The organism is Inquilinus sp. YAF38, assembly GCF_052113205.1.
Lineage (GTDB): Bacteria > Pseudomonadota > Alphaproteobacteria > DSM-16000 > Inquilinaceae > Inquilinus.
The window spans coordinates 13,666-32,022 of record NZ_JBFRCU010000017.1; the positions used below are offsets into that span (position 1 = coordinate 13,666).

Consider the following 18,357-nt stretch of genomic DNA (forward strand, 5'->3'; position numbering starts at 1 on the left):
GTTGCGGAATCTCGGCCGCCCGACTGCTTGCCGGGCCGGCAATTCGGCCTGTATCTTCGTTCGACTTCAGAAAAATGCAACCGGAGCATCACGGTCTTGTCATTCTCCGATAGGCGGGCGGCCACCGCGATCATCCTCGCGGCCGGCGTCGGCCGGCGCCTGGGAACGGCCGCCGGCGGCCCGAAGATCCTGCTCCGGTTCGGCGAAAAGTCGCTGCTGGAACGGCATATTGCCGCGCTTCATGCGAACGGCGTCGAGGACATCTGGATCACCATCGGCCATGAGGGCGACTCGATCCGGCGCGAGGTCGACCGGCTCGGCCTCGGCGACCGCATCGGCTTCATCGAGAATCCGCGCTACCGCGAGGGCAGCCTGGTCTCGCTCTGGGTCCAGCGGGACCAACTCGCGGCCGGCGTCCCAGTGCTGCTGATGGACGGCGACGTGCTGTATCCCGACCCGATGATCGGCCGCCTGCTGGATGCGGCACCGGAGAATGTGCTGCTGGTCGACCGCGAGATCGAGCCGGGCGACGAGCCGGTGAAGATCTGCTTCCGCGGCGATACCATCGTCGATTTCCGCAAGCAGCCCGAGCACGCGCATGACTGGCACGGCGAGTCGGTCGGCTTCTTCCGCTTCTCTCCGGACATGGCGTGTGCGCTCGGCGACCGCACCGACTGGTATGTCCGCGAGGGCATCACCACTGTTGAGTACGAGGAAGCGATCCGCGACCTGATCCTTGCGCAGCCGCACCGGTTCGGCGTGGCGGACATCAGCGACCTGCCCTGGACCGAGATCGATTTCGACGTGGATGTGGCCCGCGCGCAGCGGGAGATCCTGCCGCAGCTGGAGCGTTGAGAATGCCCGATACCGTGATTCCGGCCGGCCCGCTTTCGGCGGAGGACCTGACCGCCTACGCGCGCACCGGCTGGGTTGCCGCCCGCGGCTTCTTCGACGCCGCCGAGACCGCGGCGATCACGCGCTGGACCGAGGAGCTCAGCGCCATGCCCGAGGAGCCGGGCAAGCACATGGTCTATTACGAGCCCAGCCTGCTCGACCCGTCCAAGCGGGTGGTCCAGCGGATCGAGAATTTCTGCCCCTATCATCCGCAGTTTGACGGCTTGGTCCGGAGCGGCCGGCTGTTCCAGGCGGTGGAGCAGCTGCTCGAAGGCCCCTCCTGCCTGTACAAGGAGAAGATCAACTTCAAGATGGCGGGCGGCGCCGGCTTCGAGCCGCACCAGGACCAGCAGGCCGGCTGGTCACGCTACGCGCCCATCTTCCTGACCGTGATGGTCTCGGTCGACCGCGCCACGGTCGAGAATGGCTGCCTCGAAATGGCCGACATGCCGCGCCTGGCCGGGCTGATCGGCGAGGAGTGGAAGCCGCTGACCGACGAGCAGATGGCCAGCTTCAAGCTGATGCCGGTGCCGACCGAGCCGGGAGACGTGCTGTTCTTCGACAGCTATGCCCCGCATGCGTCGAAGCCGAACCTGACCGACAAGGCCCGGCGGATCCTCTACCTGACCTACAACCGCCTGGCCGATGGCGACCACCGCGAGCGCTACTTCGCCGAGAAGCGCGCCAACTTCCCGCCCGACATCGAGCGCGAGGCAGGCAAGGAGTACAAGTTCCGGGTGTGAGGCCGCCCGCAGCCGGTTGCCGCTCCCCCTTCCTGTCATCGCCGGGCTTGACCCGGCGATCCAGGGGCCACCCGGAGTGGCATCGACATCTCTGGATACCCCGGTCAGGACCGGGCATGACAATGAGGGGGCCCCATGCTCGACCGCCTGAAGGATCAGTTCGAGGACGCGTCCCACCGCTACTCCGAGGCCAACGGGCTGCGGCGCGATCCCGACTGGTTCTTGCTCAAGCTGCAGGAGGAGCTGGGCGAGCTGACCCAGGTCTCGAACAAGCTGACCGGCCGCGGCCGGACGCATGGCTGGTCGGAGGCGGAGCTACGGCAGGCCCTGGCCGACGAGACCGCGGACATGCTTGGCCATGTCCTGCTGTTCGCACGGGCGAACGGGATCGACCTGGCCGCGGCGGTGGAGCGGAAATGGCGGTTCCGGCCGGAATGAGCGGGCGAGAAGTGCCGTGCATGGGACAGTCTGTTTCCCATCAGAGACGTTGATCGGCCGTCCCCGGTGGCCATCTCTGCGGTGACCTCACTGCGTGACCCAGAGATCATCATGGCCCAGCCTCTCGAATTCGGACTCGACACCTTCGGCGACGTGACCACGGGGCCGGACGGCGCGCCGCTGCCGCACGGCCAGGTGCTGCGGAACGTGGTCGAGGAGGCCGTGCTGGCCGACCAGCTGGGCATCGGCTTCTTCGGTGTCGGCGAGCATCACCGTGCCGATTTCGCCGTTTCCGCGCCGGAGGTGCTGCTGGCGACGATCGCCGGGCGCACGACTCAGATCCATCTTGGCTCGGCCGTCACCGTGCTCAGCTCCGACGACCCGATTCGCGTGTTCCAGCGCTTCTCGACGCTGGATGCGGCGTCGAACGGCCGGGCCGAGGTCATCCTCGGCCGCGGCTCCTTCACCGAATCCTTTCCGCTCTTCGGCTACGAGCTCAGCGACTACGAGACGCTGTTCGAGGAGAAGCTGGACCTGTTCACGGCGCTGCTGAAGCAGGAGCCGGTGACCTGGCAGGGCAGCACCCGGCCGCCGCTGCGCGACCAGCGCGTCTTCCCGCCGATCGAGGGCGAGCGCCGGCTGAAGACCTGGATCGGCGTCGGCGGCAGCCCTGAATCGGTGGTCCGCGCCGCCCGCTACGACCTGCCGCTGGCGCTGGCCATCATCGGCGGCGACCCGAAGCGCTTCCGCCCCTATGTCGACCTGTACCACCGCGCCTTCGAGCAGCTGGGCCGGCCGGTACAGCCGATCAGCGTCCATTCGCCGGGCTATGTCGCCGACACCGATGTCCAGGCGCGCGAGGAGCTGTTCGCCGACTACAAGCGGATGCGCGACAAGATCGGGGCAGAGCGTGGCTGGCCGCCGATGGGTCAGGGCGAGTTCGAGCGCGAGGCCGAGCACGGCTCGCTCTATGTCGGGTCGCCCGAGACCGTGGCGCGCAAGATCGCTGCGACCGTCACCGCGCTCGGTGCCGTGCGCTTCCAGCTGAAATACAGCGCCGGACCGCTGCCGCACGACAAGCTGATGCGCAGCATCGAGCTCTATGGCAGCAAGGTCATGCCGCTCGTCCGCGAGATGCTGGCTTGACCTTGCCCTTCCGCGCCGCTCCGGGGGATGCCCCGGCGGCGCGGACATGGTCGGCGGCGCGAAAGCCGGACAGCAGGCTGCCCTCGATCGTCGCCGGCAGGCCGGTCGCGGTCCAGTCGCCGGCCAGCCAGAGATTGGGGTAGGGCGTCGGGCAGCCCGGCCGCCGGGCCTCGTCGGCCGGGGTCTGGCGGATCGTCGCCCGCTTCTCCTTGATGATGCGATAGGCGGGCAGGGGGCCGGCCAAGTCCGGGAAGGCCCGCACCACATCGGCCCATAGCAGCGCCGCCAGCTCCTCCGCCGGCGCGTCGACCAGGCCGCGCGCGGCGCTGACCGTGGTGCTGGCGATGCCCGGGCGACGGAACACCCAATGGGCCGTGCCGCCGACGATGCCGGCGATGTCGTGCGGCTCTTCCTTGAACGGGATGGCGAAATGGCCGTTGACGATCGGCTCGTCGGTCTCCGGCGGGGTCAGCCCCGGCACCAGCCGCGCGGCGATCGCCGGTGGCACCGCCAGGATCACCTGGTCGTCCGGCGCCAGGGGCAGGGTGCCCTGGTCCAGCTCCAGCGCGATGATGCGGTCGTCCTCGAACTCCAGCGCCTTGACCCGCATGCCGGTCCGCACCGTCACGCGGTGCCGGTGCAGGTAGTCCAGCGCCGGGTTGATGAAGGTGTCGGCCAGGTCGGTGCGGGCGATCAGCGGGATGGTCTGGGCGCCGCCCTTGGCCAGGGTTTGCTCGACCACCGCCCACAGGCCGCGGGCCGAGGCCTCGTCGGCCGGGGTGTTGAGGGCGGAGACGGCGAGCGGCTCGATCAGGCAGCGATACAGCTCACCGGGCGGCACCACGCCGGCCACGGTATCGTCCGGCCCGGCCTTGGACAGGCGGCGCAGCGCCAGGTAGTCTCGCGGCCGGGTCCCCGGCACCCGACGGCCGGAGAGCAGCACCCACCAGGGCAGCCGGCCGCGGTTCGGCCGCACGGTGAATTCGCGGCCGCGCTCCAGGTCGACGAAGCGGAAGCCGGGCCGGGCCGGGGCCGCCAGCCGATCGCGGGCGCCGATCAGGTCGAGATAGCGCCGGACGTTGCGGTTGCCCGACAGCACCAGGTGGTTGCCGTTATCGATCACCCGGTCCAGCGCCGGCTCGTGGAAGGCGCGGCAGCGGCCGCCGGGCCGGGGCGTGGCCTCGTACACCACCGCCGGGACGCCGGTGCGGGCGAGCTCGACCGCGGCGGCGAGGCCGGCCAGCCCGCCGCCGATCACATGCACGGTCATTTCAGCAGCACCGACAGCAGGATGCCGATCTTCTCGCGCTTCGACAGGCGCGGCCGCGCCGACCGGTCGGCATAGCCGCGGGCCTGCAGCAGCTCGAAGATCCGGCGATAGCTGCGCTGCATGATCAGCGCGGCCTTCATCCGCTTCTCCGTCCCGGCCGGCATCAGCCCGGGCAGGGCGGCGTAGAGCGGCTGGATCTCGGCCGCCAGCCGGGCGCAGATCTGGGCGATGCGCGGGTCGGCGACGATGGTGGGGATCGGCGCGTCGGTCGGGATGCCGGCCTCGCGCAGCCAGCTCTCTGGCAGGTACAGGCGGCCCAGCCCGGCATCCTCGTCGACGTCGCGCAGGATGTTGGTCAGCTGCAGCGCCTCGCCCTGGGCCACGGCGAAGGCCGCGCTGGCCTGGTCCGGGCAGCCGAAGATCTTGACCGCCATGACGCCGACGGTGCCGGCGACGCAGCGGGCGTAATGCGCCAGACCGGCACGGTCGGCGATCCGCACCTCGGCCGCGGCGTCGATGGTCATGCCGTCCAGCATGCCGTCGAATTCGGCCCGCGGCAGGTCGAAGCGGCGGATCGCCCAGATCAGCTCGCGGTCCAGCGGGTCTTCGCCCCGGCCAACGAAGATCCGGTCCAGCCGCTGCCTCCACGCCTGCAGGTCGGCGGTCTTCTCCGCCACCGACGCGCTGGAATCGGCGATGTCGTCGACCTGACGGCAGAAGCCGTAGACGGCATAGATCGCGCGGCGGCCCTCGGCCGGCAGGATGCGCATGCCGGAGGCGAAGGAGGATTTGGCGCGGACCACCGCCATCCGCACCAGGGCCGCGTCGTCCAGCGGCCTGGCACCGAAGGCCATGACCGACAGGCCGGGGCGCAGCGCCTTGGCGAAATTCGCCTTGCTCAGCGCCACCCGGGCCAGGATCGGGTCGCCCTGGCGCAGTCGCGCCGCCAGCTTGCGGGCCAGCCACAGCATGACGCTGACCTCCGCCGCCAGCGGCCGCGAGGTCAGCTGCCCCGGCAGCGTCGACGCCGTGTCGAGCATGGTGTCGACCAGATCGAGGCAGCGGTCGAGCACCGGCCGGCGGAGGCGAGCGGAGGCCTCGTCCGGTGTGAAGAAGCGGTCGATGCCGCCGGCCGTGTCGATCCAGTCGATCGGCACATAGATCCGGCGCAGCTTGCGCCAGTCGTCGCCGCAATCCTGCAGATGGTTTAGGATCTGCAGCACGGTGCACAGCGCATCGCCGGCCGGGAAGGTCGATTCGGCCTGGCCGTGCAGCCGCAGCAGGTAGCGACCGACCGGGTTGGCCGAATAGCGGCAATAGTCGATCAGGTCGTCCCAGCTGCGGCAGCTGCGATTCTGGGAATCGCGGCGGAAGGCGACCAGCAGGTCGCGGCAGTCGACCAGCCCGACGCCGGTGGCGGCGATCGAGGCGCGCATCCGGGCGGCGGCCTCCGGCCCTGCCTGGACCAGCCCGGAATCCATCGCGTCCAGTCGGGCCAGCTTCTCCGCTGTCGGCAGGTCGGGGTCGTCGCCGATGTCGTCGGCGGCGCGGGCGAAGCGGTAGAAGGTGGCGATATGTGGCCGGTGGCGCTTCGGCAGCAGCCACGACCCGACCGGGAAGTTCTCCTGCCCGGAGGTCTTGCTCGCGGCCAACTCCACGGCGCCCGCCCCGGTCGATGCGGCGCCGGCAGGCGGGGGAGAGTCGACGATGGCTTGGTCGGCCGGCACGGTCATGATCGCCTGTCTTGCCTCGGCCAGGGCCGTTCGGAAATGGTGATGCGACGGCTGATCCGCCGCGCGGCCCCGGACCGGGCCACCAGATCGCAGACCCCGCTGAATTGTCAAGGCAAACGGCCCCGGACCAAGGGCCGCAGCAGGGGTGGTCTACGGCTTTTTCGGTTGCGGTCGCCGGTTCGGTTCGACAGTGTCGCCGCCATGATGACAATGCCGCGACAGACCAGGTTTTCGGCAGATCCCCGCGGGGACGAATGAGCGAGATCGCCCTCGTCACCGGGGCCACCGGCTTCGTCGGCTCGGCCGTGGCCCGCGCGCTCCTGGCCGAAGGCCATCGGGTCAAGGCGCTGGTGCGGCCGAACAGCGACCGCCGCAACCTGGCCGGGCTCGATGCCGAGCCGGTGACCGGCGACCTCGACGACCCGGCCTCGCTGGCGCCGGCGCTGAAGGGCTGCACCGCGCTGTTCCATGTCGCGGCCGACTACCGGCTGTGGGTCAGGAACCCGCAGGCGATGCTGCGCACCAATGTCGCCGGCACGGCGGCGATCCTGCGTGCGGCGGCGGCGGCCGGGGTCTCGCGCGTGGTCTACACTTCGAGCGTGGCGACGCTCGGCCATCACGCTGACGGGCGCCCGGCGGACGAGACCACGATCGCGACCGAAGGCCAGATGATCGGCCTCTACAAGCGGTCGAAGTTCCTGGCCGAGGACGCCGCCCGTCAAGCGGCGGCCGAGACCGGGCTGCCGGTGGTGATCGTCAACCCGTCGACCCCGATCGGGCCGCGCGACGTCAAGCCGACCCCGACCGGGCGGATCATCGTCGAGGCCGCGACGGGCCGCATCCCGGCCTTCGTCGACACCGGCCTGAACCTGGTGCATGTCGACGACGTCGCCCAGGGCCATCTCGCCGCCTTCGCCGGCGGCGTGCCGGGCCAGCGCTACATCCTGGGCGGGGAGGATTTCGCACTCTCCGCCATCCTGGCCGAGATCGCCGGCCTGGTCGGCCGCAAGGCGCCGAAGATCCGGCTGCCTCTGGCGCCGATCTGGCCGGTGGCGCTGGTGGCCGAGACGGTGTCGCGCTTCACCGGCAAGGAGCCGATGGTAACGCGCGATGCGCTGCGCATGGCGCGCAAGACCATGTATTTCTCCTCGGACAAGGCCCGCGCGACGCTGGACTATCGGCCGCGGCCGGCGCGCCAGGCCCTGGTCGACGCGCTCGACTGGTTCCGGGCCAATGGCTACCTGACATGATCGGCCTGGTCCTCGCCCTCGCCAGCCTCGCGGCGTGGCTCAAGCTGTGGCTGTTCCAGGGCCGGTTCTGGGAGACGGCGACCGCGCCCCAGGCGCCCGCGCCGGCCGAATGGCCGGGCGTGGTGGTGGTGATCCCGGCGCGCAACGAGGCCGAGGGCATCGGCGCCGCGATCGGCTCGCATCTGCGCCAGGCCTATCCCGGCCGGCTGCAGGTGGTGGTGGTCGATGACCAGTCGACCGACGGCACCGCCGACCTGGCCCGCGCCGCGGCGGCGGACGCCGGCGCGTCCGACCGCCTGACCGTGATCTCCGGCGCGCCGCTGCCGCCCGGCTGGGTCGGCAAGATGTGGGCGGTGTCGCAGGGCGTCGCGGCGGCGGAGCAGGCCGACCCGGAGGCGCGCTGGATCCTGCTGACCGATGGCGACATCGTCCACCGGCCAAGCAATGTGGCGCAGCTGGCGGCGCGCGGCGAGGCGGACGGGCTGGACCTCGTGTCGCTGATGGTGCGGCTGCGCTGCCTCGACTTCGCCGAGCGCTGGCTGGTCCCGCCCTTCGTGTTCTTTTTCAAGATGCTATATCCCTTCGCCTGGGTGAACCGGGCGGACAAGGCCACCGCAGGCGCGGCCGGCGGCTGCATGCTGGTGCGGCGCAAGGCCTTGGCCCGGATCGGCGGCATCGCCGCGATCCGCGACGCGCTGATCGACGACTGCACCCTGGCGGCGGCGCTGAAGCGGCACGGCCGGATCCGGCTCGACCTCACCGACGAGGCGGAGAGCCTGCGCGTCTACGGCGATGTCGGCGAGATCTGGCGCATGGTGGCCCGCACCGCCTATACCCAGCTGCGCTACTCGCTCTGGCTGCTGCTCGGCACCGTCGCCGGCCTGATCGTCACCTATATCGTGCCGCCGGCCCTGACCCTCCTGGGGGAGGGGACGGCACGGTATGTCGCCCTCGCCGCCTGGGCGATCATGAGTGCCACCTACCTGCCGATGCTGCGCTTCTACCGGCGCTCGCCGCTGTGGGCGCCCTTCCTGCCGCTTGCCGCGGTGGTGTATCTCGGCGCCACCATCGATTCGGCGCGGCGTCACTGGGCCGGTGTCGGCGGGGCCTGGAAGGGCCGCGTCTACAACCAGCCCGGCGCCGCGCCCGACCTGTCCCGTCAGCCGTCAGACCCGTCCCAATGACCATCTCCAGCCCCTCCTTCCAGACCGAAGACCTCGCCGGCCCCTCGCGCGCCAGCCTCGACGACGCGATCGGCCGTGGCGTCGGCGGGCTGCTCGACCTGCAGCGCGAGGACGGCCACTGGGCCTTCATCCTGGAGGCCGACGCCACCATCCCGGCCGAATACATCCTGCTGAAGCACTTCCTCGGCGTGGTCGACCGGGAGAAGGAGGCGCTGCTGGCCACCTATATCCGCAGCATCCAGTCGGGCAGGCACGATGGCTGGCCGCTGTGGCATGACGGGCCGTTCAACATCAGCGCCAGCGTGAAGGCCTATTTCGCGCTGAAGGCTGCGGGCGACGACCCGGACGCGCCGCACATGGCCCGCGCCCGCGCCGCCATCCTGGCCGCGGGCGGCGCCGCCCGCTCCAACGTCTTCACCCGCATCTTGCTGGCGCTGTTCGAGCAGGTGCCGTGGCGCGCCGTGCCGGTGATGCCGGTGCAGATCATGGTGCTGCCCTCCTGGTTCCCATTCCACCTGAACAAGGTGTCGTATTGGAGCCGCACGGTGATCGTGCCGCTGCTGGTGATCATGGCGAAGAAGCCGCGGCCAGTGAGCCCGGGAGCGCTGTCGATCCAGGAGCTGATGGTCGAGCCGCCGGAGCAGGTGAAGAACTGGCACGTCCATGTCGACGGCAGCTTCTGGGGCCGGTTCTTCCGCCGGCTGGACGGGGTGCTGCGGCCGATCGAGCCGTTCTTCCCGCGCCGGCAGAGATCGATCGACAAGGCGGTGGCCTTCGTCACCGAGCGGCTGAACGGCGAGGACGGGCTGGGGGCGATCTACCCGGCCATGGCCAATTCCGTGATGATGTTCAAATGCCTGGGTTACGCGGATGACCATCCGGACCTGCAGATCGCCCGGGCCTCGATCGAGAAGCTGGTCGACGCGGTCGACGGCGTCACCTACGCCCAGCCCTGCCTGTCGCCGGTCTGGGACACGGCGCTGACGGCGCATGCCCTGCTGGAATCCGACGACCCCGAGGCGGTGGCGCGGGCCAAGCAGGGGCTCGACTGGCTGGTCCCGCGCCAGGTGCTGGACGTCAAGGGCGACTGGGCGGAGCGCCGGCCGGATGTCCGGCCGGGCGGCTGGGCCTTCCAGTACAACAATGCGCATTACCCGGACCTCGACGACACCGCGGTCGTGGTCATGGCCATGCACCGGACCGACCCGGAGCGCTACCGCGAGGCGATCGACCGCGGCGTCGAATGGCTGCTCGGGCTGCAGAGCAGGAACGGCGGCTGGGCGGCCTTCGAAGTCGACAACACCTACCACTACCTGAACCACATCCCCTTCGCCGACCACGGCGCTCTGCTGGACCCGCCGACCTCCGACGTGACGGCGCGCTGCCTCAGCATGCTGGGCCAGCTGGGCCGGCGCATCGACGACCCGGCGGTGGCCCGCGGAGTCGAATTCCTGCGCCAGGAGCAGGAGCGCGACGGCTCCTGGTTCGGGCGCTGGGGCACCAACTACATCTACGGCACCTGGTCGGTGCTGTGCGCCCTCAACGCCATCGGCATGGACCCGCAGGACCCGATGATCCGCCGTGCCGTCGACTGGCTGATCGCGCAGCAGCGCGAGGATGGCGGCTGGGGCGAATCCGGCGACAGCTACTATGACGGCAAGCCGGAGATGACGCCGGCCACCTCGACCGCGTCGCAGACCGCCTGGGCCGCGCTGGCGCTGATGGCGGTGGGCGAGACCGGCCATCCGGCGGTCGAGCGTGGCGTCGCCTGGCTCTCGGCGCATCAGCGCGCGGACGGGCTGTGGGACGAGCCCAGCTTCACCGCGGTCGGCTTCCCGCGCGTGTTCTACCTGCGCTACCACGGCTACCCGGCCTTCTTCCCGACCTGGGCCCTGTCCCGCTATCGCCGCCTGCGCGACAGCAACAGCCGCCGGGTCGAGGTCGGGATGTGAGCTGTCGAGGCAAAGACCGGCTGCTTCCTCTCATCCTCCCCCTCCCCCTGCGGGAGGGGGTAGGGGGAGGGGGCTCTCGCCGAGTCAAGCCGACGCTTCGGGTTTGGTTCGAGTGCAGTTGGGCTCTCGACCGGCCGCAGGGGCATCCCTCGACTGACAAACCCCTCCTCCTACCCCCTCCCGCGAGGGGAGGGGGAGAGTACTCAAGTCAGCGCTTCGCATGCTCGGCATCCTGACCGGCTTGGCGAAGGAGGCGGAGATCGCGCGGCGGATCTCGCCGCTCATCGCCTGCTCGGCCAGCGATCCGGCTCGGGCGGAGTGGCTGGCGCGTGACCTGATCAGCCAGGGCGCCACCGCGCTGCTCAGTTTCGGCATCGCTGGCGGGCTGGCGCCGGAGCTCGCGACCGGGGACCTGGTGATAGGCACAGCCGTGGCGACAGGCGCGGCCACCTATCCCTGTGACCCGGACCTGACGGCGCGGCTCGCTTTAGTGCTGCTCGGCGCGGTGAGAGGGAATGTCTGGGGCGGCGACGTCATCGTCGACACCGCCGAGGCCAAGGCCCGGCTGCATCGGCACAGCGGCGCCTTTATCGTCGATCTGGAAAGCGCCGCGGTGGCGGCGGCCGCGACGGAAGCCGGGCTGCCCTTCGGCGTGCTGCGGGCCGTGGCCGACCCGGCGGCGCATGGGCTGCCGCCGGCGGCGCTGGTCGGTCTCGACAACGAGGGGCGGCCGGCGATCGGGCCGGTGCTGCGGGCCTTGGCCCGCAGCCCGGGTCAATTGCCGGCGCTGATCCGGCTGGGGCGGCAGAGCAGCGCGGCGATGGCGGCGCTACTTGCCGCCGCCGGCCCCCTTGGCCGCGACTTTCGGAGTGTGGCGTAGCTTCTCCAGCGCCTTCTGGACGTGGGAGGAGAACACGAATTCGGCCGGGCGCTGACGATCGAGCGAGATCTCCGGCGCCATCCGCCCTTCGGTGCGGATGCCGCGCATGCTGACCAGGAAGGCTTTCAGCGGGTTGCGGAACATGTCCTTCACCGCGCTGGCCTCATAGCCGGAATGCACCATGCAGTTGGCGCATTTTTCGTAATTGCCGGTGCCGTACTTGTCCCAGTCCGTCTCCTCCATCAGCTCCTTGTAGGTCTGGGCGTAGCCTTCGCCGAGGAGATAGCAGGGCCGCTGCCAGCCGAAATAGGTGCGCGTCGGGTTGCCCCAGGGCGTGCAGTGGTACGTCTGGTTGCCGGCCAGGAAGTCGAGGAACATCGTGGACTGGCTGAACGACCAGCGCTTGCCGTTGTCACCGCGCTTGAAGATGTCGCGGAACAGCTGCTTGGTGGTCTGGCGGCTCAGGAAGTGCTGCTGGTCCGGCGCCCGCTCATAGGCATAGCCGGGCGAAACGGTGATGGCGTCGACGCCCATCGCCTTGACGTCGTCGAAGAAGTTCGCGACGCGCTCCGGCACCGCGTTGTTGAACAGCGTGCAGTTGATGTTGACCCGGAAGCCGCGGGCCTTGGCGGCCTTGATCGCGCTGACCGCGCGGTCATAGACGCCGTCCTGGCACACTGACCGGTCGTGGTCCTCCTGGTCACCGTCCAGATGCACCGACCAGATCAGGAACGGGCTCGGCTTGTACTGGTGGAGTTTCTTCTCCATCAGCAGCGCGTTGGTGCACAGGTAGACGTATTTCTTGCGGTCGATGATGCCCTGCACCACCTCCGCCATCTCCTTGTGCAGCAGCGGCTCGCCGCCGGCGATCGAGACCACCGGGACACCCGAATCATCCACCGCCTGCAGGCATTCGGCCACCGACAGGCGCTGGTTCAGGATCTCGTCCGGGTAGTCGATCTTGCCGCAGCCGGCGCAGGCTAGGTTGCAGCGAAACAGCGGCTCCAGCATCAGAACCATCGGGTACCGCTTGGTGCCCATCAGGTGGTTCTTCAGGAGGTAAGCGCCGATACGGATCTGCTGTTGAAGCGGAATACCCATGGGACCTTCGCAAAACTGTCGGCCGAAATCGGGGCCAAGCGACTATGCCTACTCGGCGGGGACCGGTGCGGTCAATTGGGAGGGCAGACGGAACCGGATATTCTCATCGACGCCCTGCAACGTCGAGACCTCGACTTCGCCATAACGTCGCAGGGTCTCGACCAGCTCCTGCACCAGGCTGTCGGGGGCGGAGGCGCCGGCGGTGATGCCCACCGCCTTCTTGCCCGTCAGCCAGGCCGGGTCCAACGCCGAAGCGTCGTCGATCAGATAGCTCGGCACGCCGAGCTCAGCCCCGATCTCGCGCAGGCGGTTGGAGTTCGAGCTGTTGCGGGCGCCGACCACCAGCAGCACGTCGGCCACCTGCGCCAGTTCCCGCACCGCGCGCTGGCGGTTCTGGGTGGCGTAGCAGATGTCTTTGGTGTCCGGGCCGACGATCGCCGGGAACTTCGCGGTCAACGCGTCGATCACCGCCTTGGTGTCGTCGACGCTGAGCGTTGTCTGGGTGATGTAGGACACGCGCTCCGGGTCCGGGACTTCGAGCGTCGCGACCTCCTCGACCGTCGAGATCAGGGTGACGCCGCCGGGGATCTGCCCGGTGGTGCCCTCGACCTCGGCATGGCCGGCATGGCCGATCAGGATGACGGTGCGGTCCTGGGCGGCGTAGCGCCGGCCTTCGATATGCACCTTCGACACCAGTGGGCAGGTCGCGTCGATCACCTGCAGCCCGCGCTGCTCCGCATCGGCCTCGACCGACCGGGAGACGCCGTGTGCGCTGAAGATCGTGATGGCGCCGGCCGGGACCTCGTCGAGCTCATCGACGAACTTGGCGCCTTTCGCGCGCAGGCTCTCGACCACGTGTCGGTTGTGCACGATCTCGTGCCGGACGTAGACGGGAGCCCCGAAGATCTCCAACGCCCGCTCGACGATTTCGATCGCCCGCTCGACGCCTGCGCAAAAGCCTCGCGGCTGGGCCAAGATGATCCGCATTCCGCACCTTGATGTTCTGGCTGGGTTCGGGATTCGCCAGAGTGAATCGCTCTCAATTCGACCATACTACGCGCCAACTTTGCGTGTCACTAACGTGACCACCAGCGGGGCGTGCAATGGGTTGTGATTGATACTTATCAACTGGCCGCCTCGGCCGATGTGCTGGCCGTCACAGCGGAGTTCCGACGCAGCGGCGTTCGGAACTTCTCGGCAAAGGGGCGGGTTGAGGCCATCATGGCCCGATCGCGTCGCCCGAGAGACGGACGGCGGCGGACCCAACGTTCGAATCGGAAGAGACAACCATGCGCTCTCCTGCCTTCTCCCGACGCCTTGCCCTGGCCTTGGCACTCCTGCTGCCGTTGCCCTTCGCGGCGCTGCCCTCACAGGCTGCGGAGCCGCGCCAGGTCGTCGATACGCTCGACAGCGCCCTGCTCGACGTCATGAAGAACGCCGACTCGCTGGGCTTCCGCGGGCGCTATCAGAAGCTCGGGCCGGTGCTCGACCAGACCTTCAACCTGCCGCTGATGGCGCGAATCGCCGTCGGCCCAGACTGGTCGACCCTGAGTCCGGCCCAGCAGCAGAAGGTGACGGATGCCTTCCGCCGCTTCAGCATCACCACCTATGCCGCCCGCTTCAACGGCTACAGCGGCGAGAGCTTCCAGGCCGAGGATGCCAAGCCGGTCAGCGGCGGCGACCAGGTGGTCAACACCAAGCTGGTGCGGCCGAACGCGGATCCGGTGCCGCTGAACTACCGGCTGCGGGGGCCGAACTGGCAGATCATCGACATCTATCTGAACGGCACGATCAGCCAGCTCGCGAACTACCGGTCCGAATTCGGCGCAGCCCTGCGCAGCGGCGGCGGCGACGCGCTGATCAAGCTGATCGAAGGCAAGATCGTCGAGCTGACGCCGAAGAAATAGGCCTCGGTCCGGGCGGGAGCGCCGCTCCCGCCCGTCAGTCGATCAGGGAATGTTCGGCAGCTGCGACGCCGGGACGTCGCTGGCAGCGCCGGCCGCAGCCGGACCGGCCGCGCCACCGGCAGCAGCCGCTCCGGCGGGGTCGGTGTAGAGGTCGCCGCCCGACGGAGCCTGGCCGCCGTCGAGTTCGGCCTGCCGGTACTGTCGGAAGACGCTGCGCAGCGTGGCGTAGTAGTCGACCGAGTTGCGCTCCAGCTCATCCGTGGCGTCGACCGTGCGCGACCGCACATCGACGCCCTTGAACACGAACTGGCCGACGCTGGCCTCGGTCGGGATGTTKACGATGTAGCCCCAGGGGCTGCTGACCGTGTCGACCGCGAAGCCGACCGCGTCGCGCGGATTCGACGGGCCGAGCAGGGGCAGCATCAGGTACGGGCCGTCGCCGATGCCCCACTTGTACAGCGTGGCGCCGAAATCGCCGGCCTGCTGCCGGACCACGCCCCGGGGCGTGGCAACGTCGATGAAGCCGCCGAGGCCGAAGGTCGAGTTCGCCAGGAAGCGCAGCAGCGTCTTGATCGCGGCGATCGGTTCGCCCTGCAGCACCTTGTTCACGAAGATGACCGGCTCGCCGAAGTTCTGCAGCGCGTTGTGCAGGCCGTCGCGGGCGAATTCCGGCACCGTGTCGCGATAGGCGATCGCGACAGGCCGGATGGCGTTCTTGTCGAGCGCCATGTTGAAGTCGAAGATCGCCCGGTTCATCGGCTCGAGCGGATCGTTGATCCGGTCGAACTCGGCCCGCTGGGCGGGGTCGGTCGGCGGCGTCGCGCAGCCGCTCAGCGCGGAAGCGGCGAGCAGCACGGCCATGCCGAGGGCGAGAGGGCGAGAGGATGAGCGCAACGGCATGTCCGGTCCGATCCCGTAAGCAACCGAAAGTCGGTGATCTTGGCTTGGCACATTTCCGTTCGCGGCTCGGGTCGACCCCAACCCCACGACGGACAGAAAGTTAGAATGCGAACAATATCCTGCAGCCTGTGCGGCAACAACCACCTGACGAAAAACTTTGTTCCCCTTCCGTCAGACCGCTTCGTATTGGGCACCGAACCCGGGCGCCGGCCGGGGCCGCGAACGTCGCGGCCGGGCGAGACTAGCCGCATCCGGCCGCGCCGTCACCGGGCCTGTTCCGGATGCTGCAAGAACCCTGGCTTCACGATGGGGCCGGATGATGGCGCCGTGGTGGCGCGGGTGGGCCGAGCAGCGCCGGCATGAACACCAGCACGGAGAACAGGGTGAACAGCAGCTCGATCGTCAGCAGCTCACCCATGCCCGCCGTCCCCGGATGGGGCGAAAGCCACAGGCTGCCGAAGGCCGAGGCCGTGGTCAGGGCACTGAACACGATCGCGCGGGTGGTGCTGGACTGCAGCGGCTCGCCGCGCCGGGCGCGCCAGTTCACCACGAAGTAGATGTCGAAGGCGACGCCGACGCCGAGCAGCAGCGGCAGGGCGATGATGTTGGCGAAGTTGATCGGCAGGCCGGTGATGACGGTGGTCGCCAGGGTCAGAAGGCCGGCCAGCAGCAGCGGCGTCAGCGCCAGCAGCACGTCGCGCACCCGGCGCAGAGCGATCGTGAGCAGGATCGCGATCATCACCGTCGCCAGGACGCCGGCGGTGAGGAAGGCCCCGACGATGGTGCGGCTGGATTCCTGGATCGTCACCGCAGTGCCGGTGGCGTGCGGTGCGACTTTGCGGACGGCGTCGACGAATCGCTCCATGACGGCGTTGTCGGCGGCATTGCCCTTGGGGAACACCGTCAGCTTGGCCTGGCCGTCCGGTGCGACCCAGGTGTCCTTCAGATCCTTCGGGAGGTCGGCCAGAGACACCGGCTCGGCCGAGAGCAGCAGCCGCAGCCGGTCCAGCGTCATCGGCAGCGCGTTCAGAAGAGCGTCGCTGACCCGGGCCAGGGTCGCCGCATCGGCCTTGGACAGCCGGTCCAGCCCGTCAGCCAGGCGGCGTTCGGGGCTGTCCGGCTCCGGCCCGATCTGGCGCAGCGTCGCCGCGGTCTTGGCGGCAGCCGCGCGAACCGCATCGTCGGACGGCGGGGCCGCGATAGTGGGCACGTCCAGCGTCGGGCCGATCAGCAGGCCGAGGTCGGACWGGATCGCCAGCTTGGGCTCCTGGTCGCCGGGCACGAAGCTGTTCAGCGACAGCACGGTGTCGACTTCTGGCAGCGCCTGCAGCTTCGGCGTCAGCGCCGCCGCGGCGTCGACCGACGGGGTCAGGATATCGATGGTGTTCGGCGTGGTCAGCGGATCCCGCATCAGCTCGAGCATCGTCGAGGCCGCCTCGGAGCGCGGATCGACCAGGTTCAGCGGGTTGAAGTCGAAGGTCAGCCGCGGCATCAGCGCCAGGCATCCCAGCGCCAGCAGCGCACCGGCGGCGAGCACCCAGCGCCGGTGCTTCAGCAGGAAGCGGTCGGCTGGCGCCAGCTCCGTCCAGCCGACCTCGCGCGGCTCGGCCCGCACCGGCAGCACCGCCAGCAGGGCGGGCAGCAGCGTCAGGTTGAGCGTGACGGCGATCAGCATGCCGACACCGGCGATCAGCCCGAGCTCGGAGACGCCGCGATAATCGGTCGGCAGGAAGGCGAAGAAGCCGCTGGCGGCGGACAGCGCGGCCAGCACCAGGGCGGCGCCGACGCGGCGGATGGCGGCGTTGGTGGCGGCGTGGATGTTGGGCGCAGTGGTGCGCTTGGCCCGTACGGCGACGCAGAGCTGGACGCCGAAATCGACGGCGATACCGACGAACAGCACGGCAAAGGCGACCGAGATCAGGTTCAGCGCGCCCACGGCCAGCGCCGCGAAGGCCGCCGTCATCAGCAGCCCGACCAGCAGCGTGATCATGATCGCCCCGGTCATGGCGAAGGAGCGCAGGGCCAGCAGCAGCAGCCCCAGCACCAGCACCACCGACACCGTGGTCGACACGCCGATGCCTTCGCTGACGCTGGCGAACTGGTCGTCGTTCAGCGGGATGTTGCCGGTCTGCCGCACGGTAACGCCGTAGGCCGGGGTCAGGTGCAGCTTCTCCGCGGTGGCACGGACGAAGCCGGTGGCCTTCGCCCCGGGTTCGAGCGCGCCGTAGTCGAGCACCGGCTGCGCCAGCACGAATTTGCGCAAGGCCCGCGGCGAGGTCGGGCCGGAGGATAGCAGCGACTGCCAGGACAGCGGCTGGACCACGTGGTCGGAGGTCAGGTTGGCGTCGATCGTCGCCGCCACCCGGGTGAAGGCCGGCTGCATTTGCGACCGCTGCGCCTGGCCCATCTTCACGCCCTGCAGGGCGAGGTCGAGGACGCCGAACAGCCCGCGCAGCGTCGGGTCTGCGCCCAGGCCGCCGAGCAGCGGCTGGGCGGCGATGACGTCGTTCGCCGTCTGCTGCACCTCCTTCACCGACAGGAACAGGATGCCGTTCTTGTCGAAGAACGGCCCGCCATCCGGGCGACGGACGGTCCTGAACAGCGTCGGCTCCGCCGTCAGCGCCTGAGTCAACTGCACCGCCGCCGATTCCGCCAACTCCGGCGTCTGGCCGTCGATAACAATGGCCAGCAGATTGGTGTTCTGTGGAAACGCCCTGTCGAGCGCGGCGTTGTCCAGCTGCCAGGGCAAATTGGGGTCGATCAGCTTGCCGGTGTCGGTGTTGACCGACAGGCGGTGCATCACCACCAGCACGGCGCAGACCGACAGCACCAGCGCGGCGCCGATCACCCACGGAGCGCGGCTCTGGCAGAAGGCGCCCAGATAGACCAGGGCACGGGTCAGGGACAGTCTGGAGGCAGGCACGCGGTCTGCTTTGCAATGACGGGAAGGGCAGGCGGG

At 69.5% G+C, this 18,357-nt stretch carries 15 protein-coding genes; 9 read left to right on the forward strand and 6 right to left on the reverse strand.

Features of this window, described 5'->3' with window-relative positions; all coding sequences use genetic code 11:
- The first annotated feature begins 96 nt into the window (after positions 1-96).
- From AB4Z01_RS10225 to AB4Z01_RS10240, 4 genes are all read left to right on the forward strand, one after another.
- A complete protein-coding gene (locus AB4Z01_RS10225) occupies positions 97-855 on the forward strand; it encodes an NTP transferase domain-containing protein (protein ID WP_441693049.1) in 759 nt (252 codons plus the stop codon).
- 2 nt (positions 856-857) lie between these two features.
- A complete protein-coding gene (locus tag AB4Z01_RS10230; RefSeq protein WP_441693051.1) occupies positions 858-1,637 on the forward strand; it encodes a phytanoyl-CoA dioxygenase family protein in 780 nt (259 codons plus the stop codon).
- Between the two features lie 135 nt (positions 1,638-1,772).
- A complete protein-coding gene (locus AB4Z01_RS10235) occupies positions 1,773-2,075 on the forward strand; it encodes a hypothetical protein (RefSeq protein ID WP_441693054.1) in 303 nt (100 codons plus the stop codon).
- A 111-nt stretch (positions 2,076-2,186) separates the two neighbouring features.
- Entirely contained in the window at positions 2,187-3,221 is a 1,035-nt protein-coding gene (locus tag AB4Z01_RS10240) for an LLM class flavin-dependent oxidoreductase (RefSeq protein ID WP_441693057.1), read from the forward strand.
- Here AB4Z01_RS10240 and hpnE read toward each other — a convergent pair.
- Both hpnE and AB4Z01_RS10250 read right to left on the reverse strand, forming a co-directional pair.
- On the reverse strand, positions 3,190-4,491 hold the full coding sequence (hpnE, locus tag AB4Z01_RS10245; protein WP_441693059.1) for a hydroxysqualene dehydroxylase HpnE: 1,302 nt from the start codon (positions 4,489-4,491) through the stop codon (positions 3,190-3,192). The two genes, AB4Z01_RS10240 and hpnE, sit on opposite strands and share 32 nt — an antisense overlap.
- Positions 4,488-6,224 carry a squalene/phytoene synthase family protein gene (locus AB4Z01_RS10250; RefSeq protein ID WP_441693062.1) on the reverse strand — a complete coding sequence of 579 codons (1,737 nt, stop codon included), beginning with the start codon at positions 6,222-6,224 and terminating at the stop codon, positions 4,488-4,490. The genes hpnE and AB4Z01_RS10250 overlap by 4 nt, the downstream gene beginning before the upstream one ends.
- Before the next feature lie 254 nt (positions 6,225-6,478).
- On the opposite strand from AB4Z01_RS10250, the gene hpnA reads away from it, so the two are divergent.
- From hpnA to AB4Z01_RS10270, 4 genes are all read left to right on the forward strand, one after another.
- Positions 6,479-7,474: a hopanoid-associated sugar epimerase gene (gene hpnA, locus AB4Z01_RS10255; protein ID WP_441693063.1), complete on the forward strand. Its 996-nt coding sequence runs from the start codon at positions 6,479-6,481 to the stop codon at positions 7,472-7,474.
- Entirely contained in the window at positions 7,471-8,658 is a 1,188-nt protein-coding gene (locus AB4Z01_RS10260; RefSeq protein WP_441693065.1) for a glycosyltransferase, read from the forward strand. The genes hpnA and AB4Z01_RS10260 overlap by 4 nt, the downstream gene beginning before the upstream one ends.
- A complete protein-coding gene (gene shc / locus AB4Z01_RS10265) occupies positions 8,655-10,610 on the forward strand; it encodes a squalene--hopene cyclase (protein WP_441693067.1) in 1,956 nt (651 codons plus the stop codon). Before AB4Z01_RS10260 ends, shc begins: the two co-directional genes overlap by 4 nt.
- A gap of 220 nt (positions 10,611-10,830) precedes the next feature.
- Complete coding sequence (locus AB4Z01_RS10270; protein WP_441693070.1) at positions 10,831-11,490, forward strand: phosphorylase family protein; 660 nt, start codon at positions 10,831-10,833, stop codon at positions 11,488-11,490.
- On the opposite strand, the gene hpnH is transcribed toward AB4Z01_RS10270, so the two are convergent.
- A complete protein-coding gene (gene hpnH, locus AB4Z01_RS10275) occupies positions 11,440-12,591 on the reverse strand; it encodes an adenosyl-hopene transferase HpnH (protein WP_441693072.1) in 1,152 nt (383 codons plus the stop codon). The two genes, AB4Z01_RS10270 and hpnH, sit on opposite strands and share 51 nt — an antisense overlap.
- A 48-nt stretch (positions 12,592-12,639) precedes the next feature.
- Positions 12,640-13,578, reverse strand: a complete 939-nt coding sequence (gene ispH / locus AB4Z01_RS10280; RefSeq protein WP_441693075.1) for a 4-hydroxy-3-methylbut-2-enyl diphosphate reductase — start codon at positions 13,576-13,578, stop codon at positions 12,640-12,642.
- Between the two features lie 302 nt (positions 13,579-13,880).
- On the opposite strand from ispH, the gene AB4Z01_RS10285 reads away from it, so the two are divergent.
- Positions 13,881-14,498, forward strand: coding sequence for an ABC transporter substrate-binding protein (locus AB4Z01_RS10285; RefSeq protein WP_441693078.1), 618 nt, complete (start codon positions 13,881-13,883; stop codon positions 14,496-14,498).
- A gap of 42 nt (positions 14,499-14,540) precedes the next feature.
- Here AB4Z01_RS10285 and AB4Z01_RS10290 read toward each other — a convergent pair whose 3' ends face one another.
- Entirely contained in the window at positions 14,541-15,398 is an 858-nt protein-coding gene (locus AB4Z01_RS10290) for an MlaA family lipoprotein (RefSeq protein WP_441693080.1), read from the reverse strand.
- A 301-nt stretch (positions 15,399-15,699) separates the two neighbouring features.
- Positions 15,700-18,321: an MMPL family transporter gene (locus AB4Z01_RS10295; protein ID WP_441693081.1), complete on the reverse strand. Its 2,622-nt coding sequence runs from the start codon at positions 18,319-18,321 to the stop codon at positions 15,700-15,702.
- Positions 18,322-18,357: the final 36 nt, after the last annotated feature.

Coding starts and splice junctions, on each gene's coding strand:
- AB4Z01_RS10250 (WP_441693062.1), bottom strand. CDS start 6,224: ATGACCGTGCCGGCCGACCAAGCCATCGTCGACTCTCCCCCGCCTGCC.
- AB4Z01_RS10270 (WP_441693070.1), top strand. CDS start 10,831: ATGCTCGGCATCCTGACCGGCTTGGCGAAGGAGGCGGAGATCGCGCGG.
- AB4Z01_RS10235 (WP_441693054.1), top strand. CDS start 1,773: ATGCTCGACCGCCTGAAGGATCAGTTCGAGGACGCGTCCCACCGCTAC.
- AB4Z01_RS10285 (WP_441693078.1), top strand. CDS start 13,881: ATGCGCTCTCCTGCCTTCTCCCGACGCCTTGCCCTGGCCTTGGCACTC.
- AB4Z01_RS10260 (WP_441693065.1), top strand. CDS start 7,471: ATGATCGGCCTGGTCCTCGCCCTCGCCAGCCTCGCGGCGTGGCTCAAG.
- shc (WP_441693067.1), top strand. CDS start 8,655: ATGACCATCTCCAGCCCCTCCTTCCAGACCGAAGACCTCGCCGGCCCC.
- hpnH (WP_441693072.1), bottom strand. CDS start 12,591: ATGGGTATTCCGCTTCAACAGCAGATCCGTATCGGCGCTTACCTCCTG.
- hpnA (WP_441693063.1), top strand. CDS start 6,479: ATGAGCGAGATCGCCCTCGTCACCGGGGCCACCGGCTTCGTCGGCTCG.
- AB4Z01_RS10230 (WP_441693051.1), top strand. CDS start 858: ATGCCCGATACCGTGATTCCGGCCGGCCCGCTTTCGGCGGAGGACCTG.
- ispH (WP_441693075.1), bottom strand. CDS start 13,578: ATGCGGATCATCTTGGCCCAGCCGCGAGGCTTTTGCGCAGGCGTCGAG.
- AB4Z01_RS10240 (WP_441693057.1), top strand. CDS start 2,187: ATGGCCCAGCCTCTCGAATTCGGACTCGACACCTTCGGCGACGTGACC.
- hpnE (WP_441693059.1), bottom strand. CDS start 4,491: ATGACCGTGCATGTGATCGGCGGCGGGCTGGCCGGCCTCGCCGCCGCG.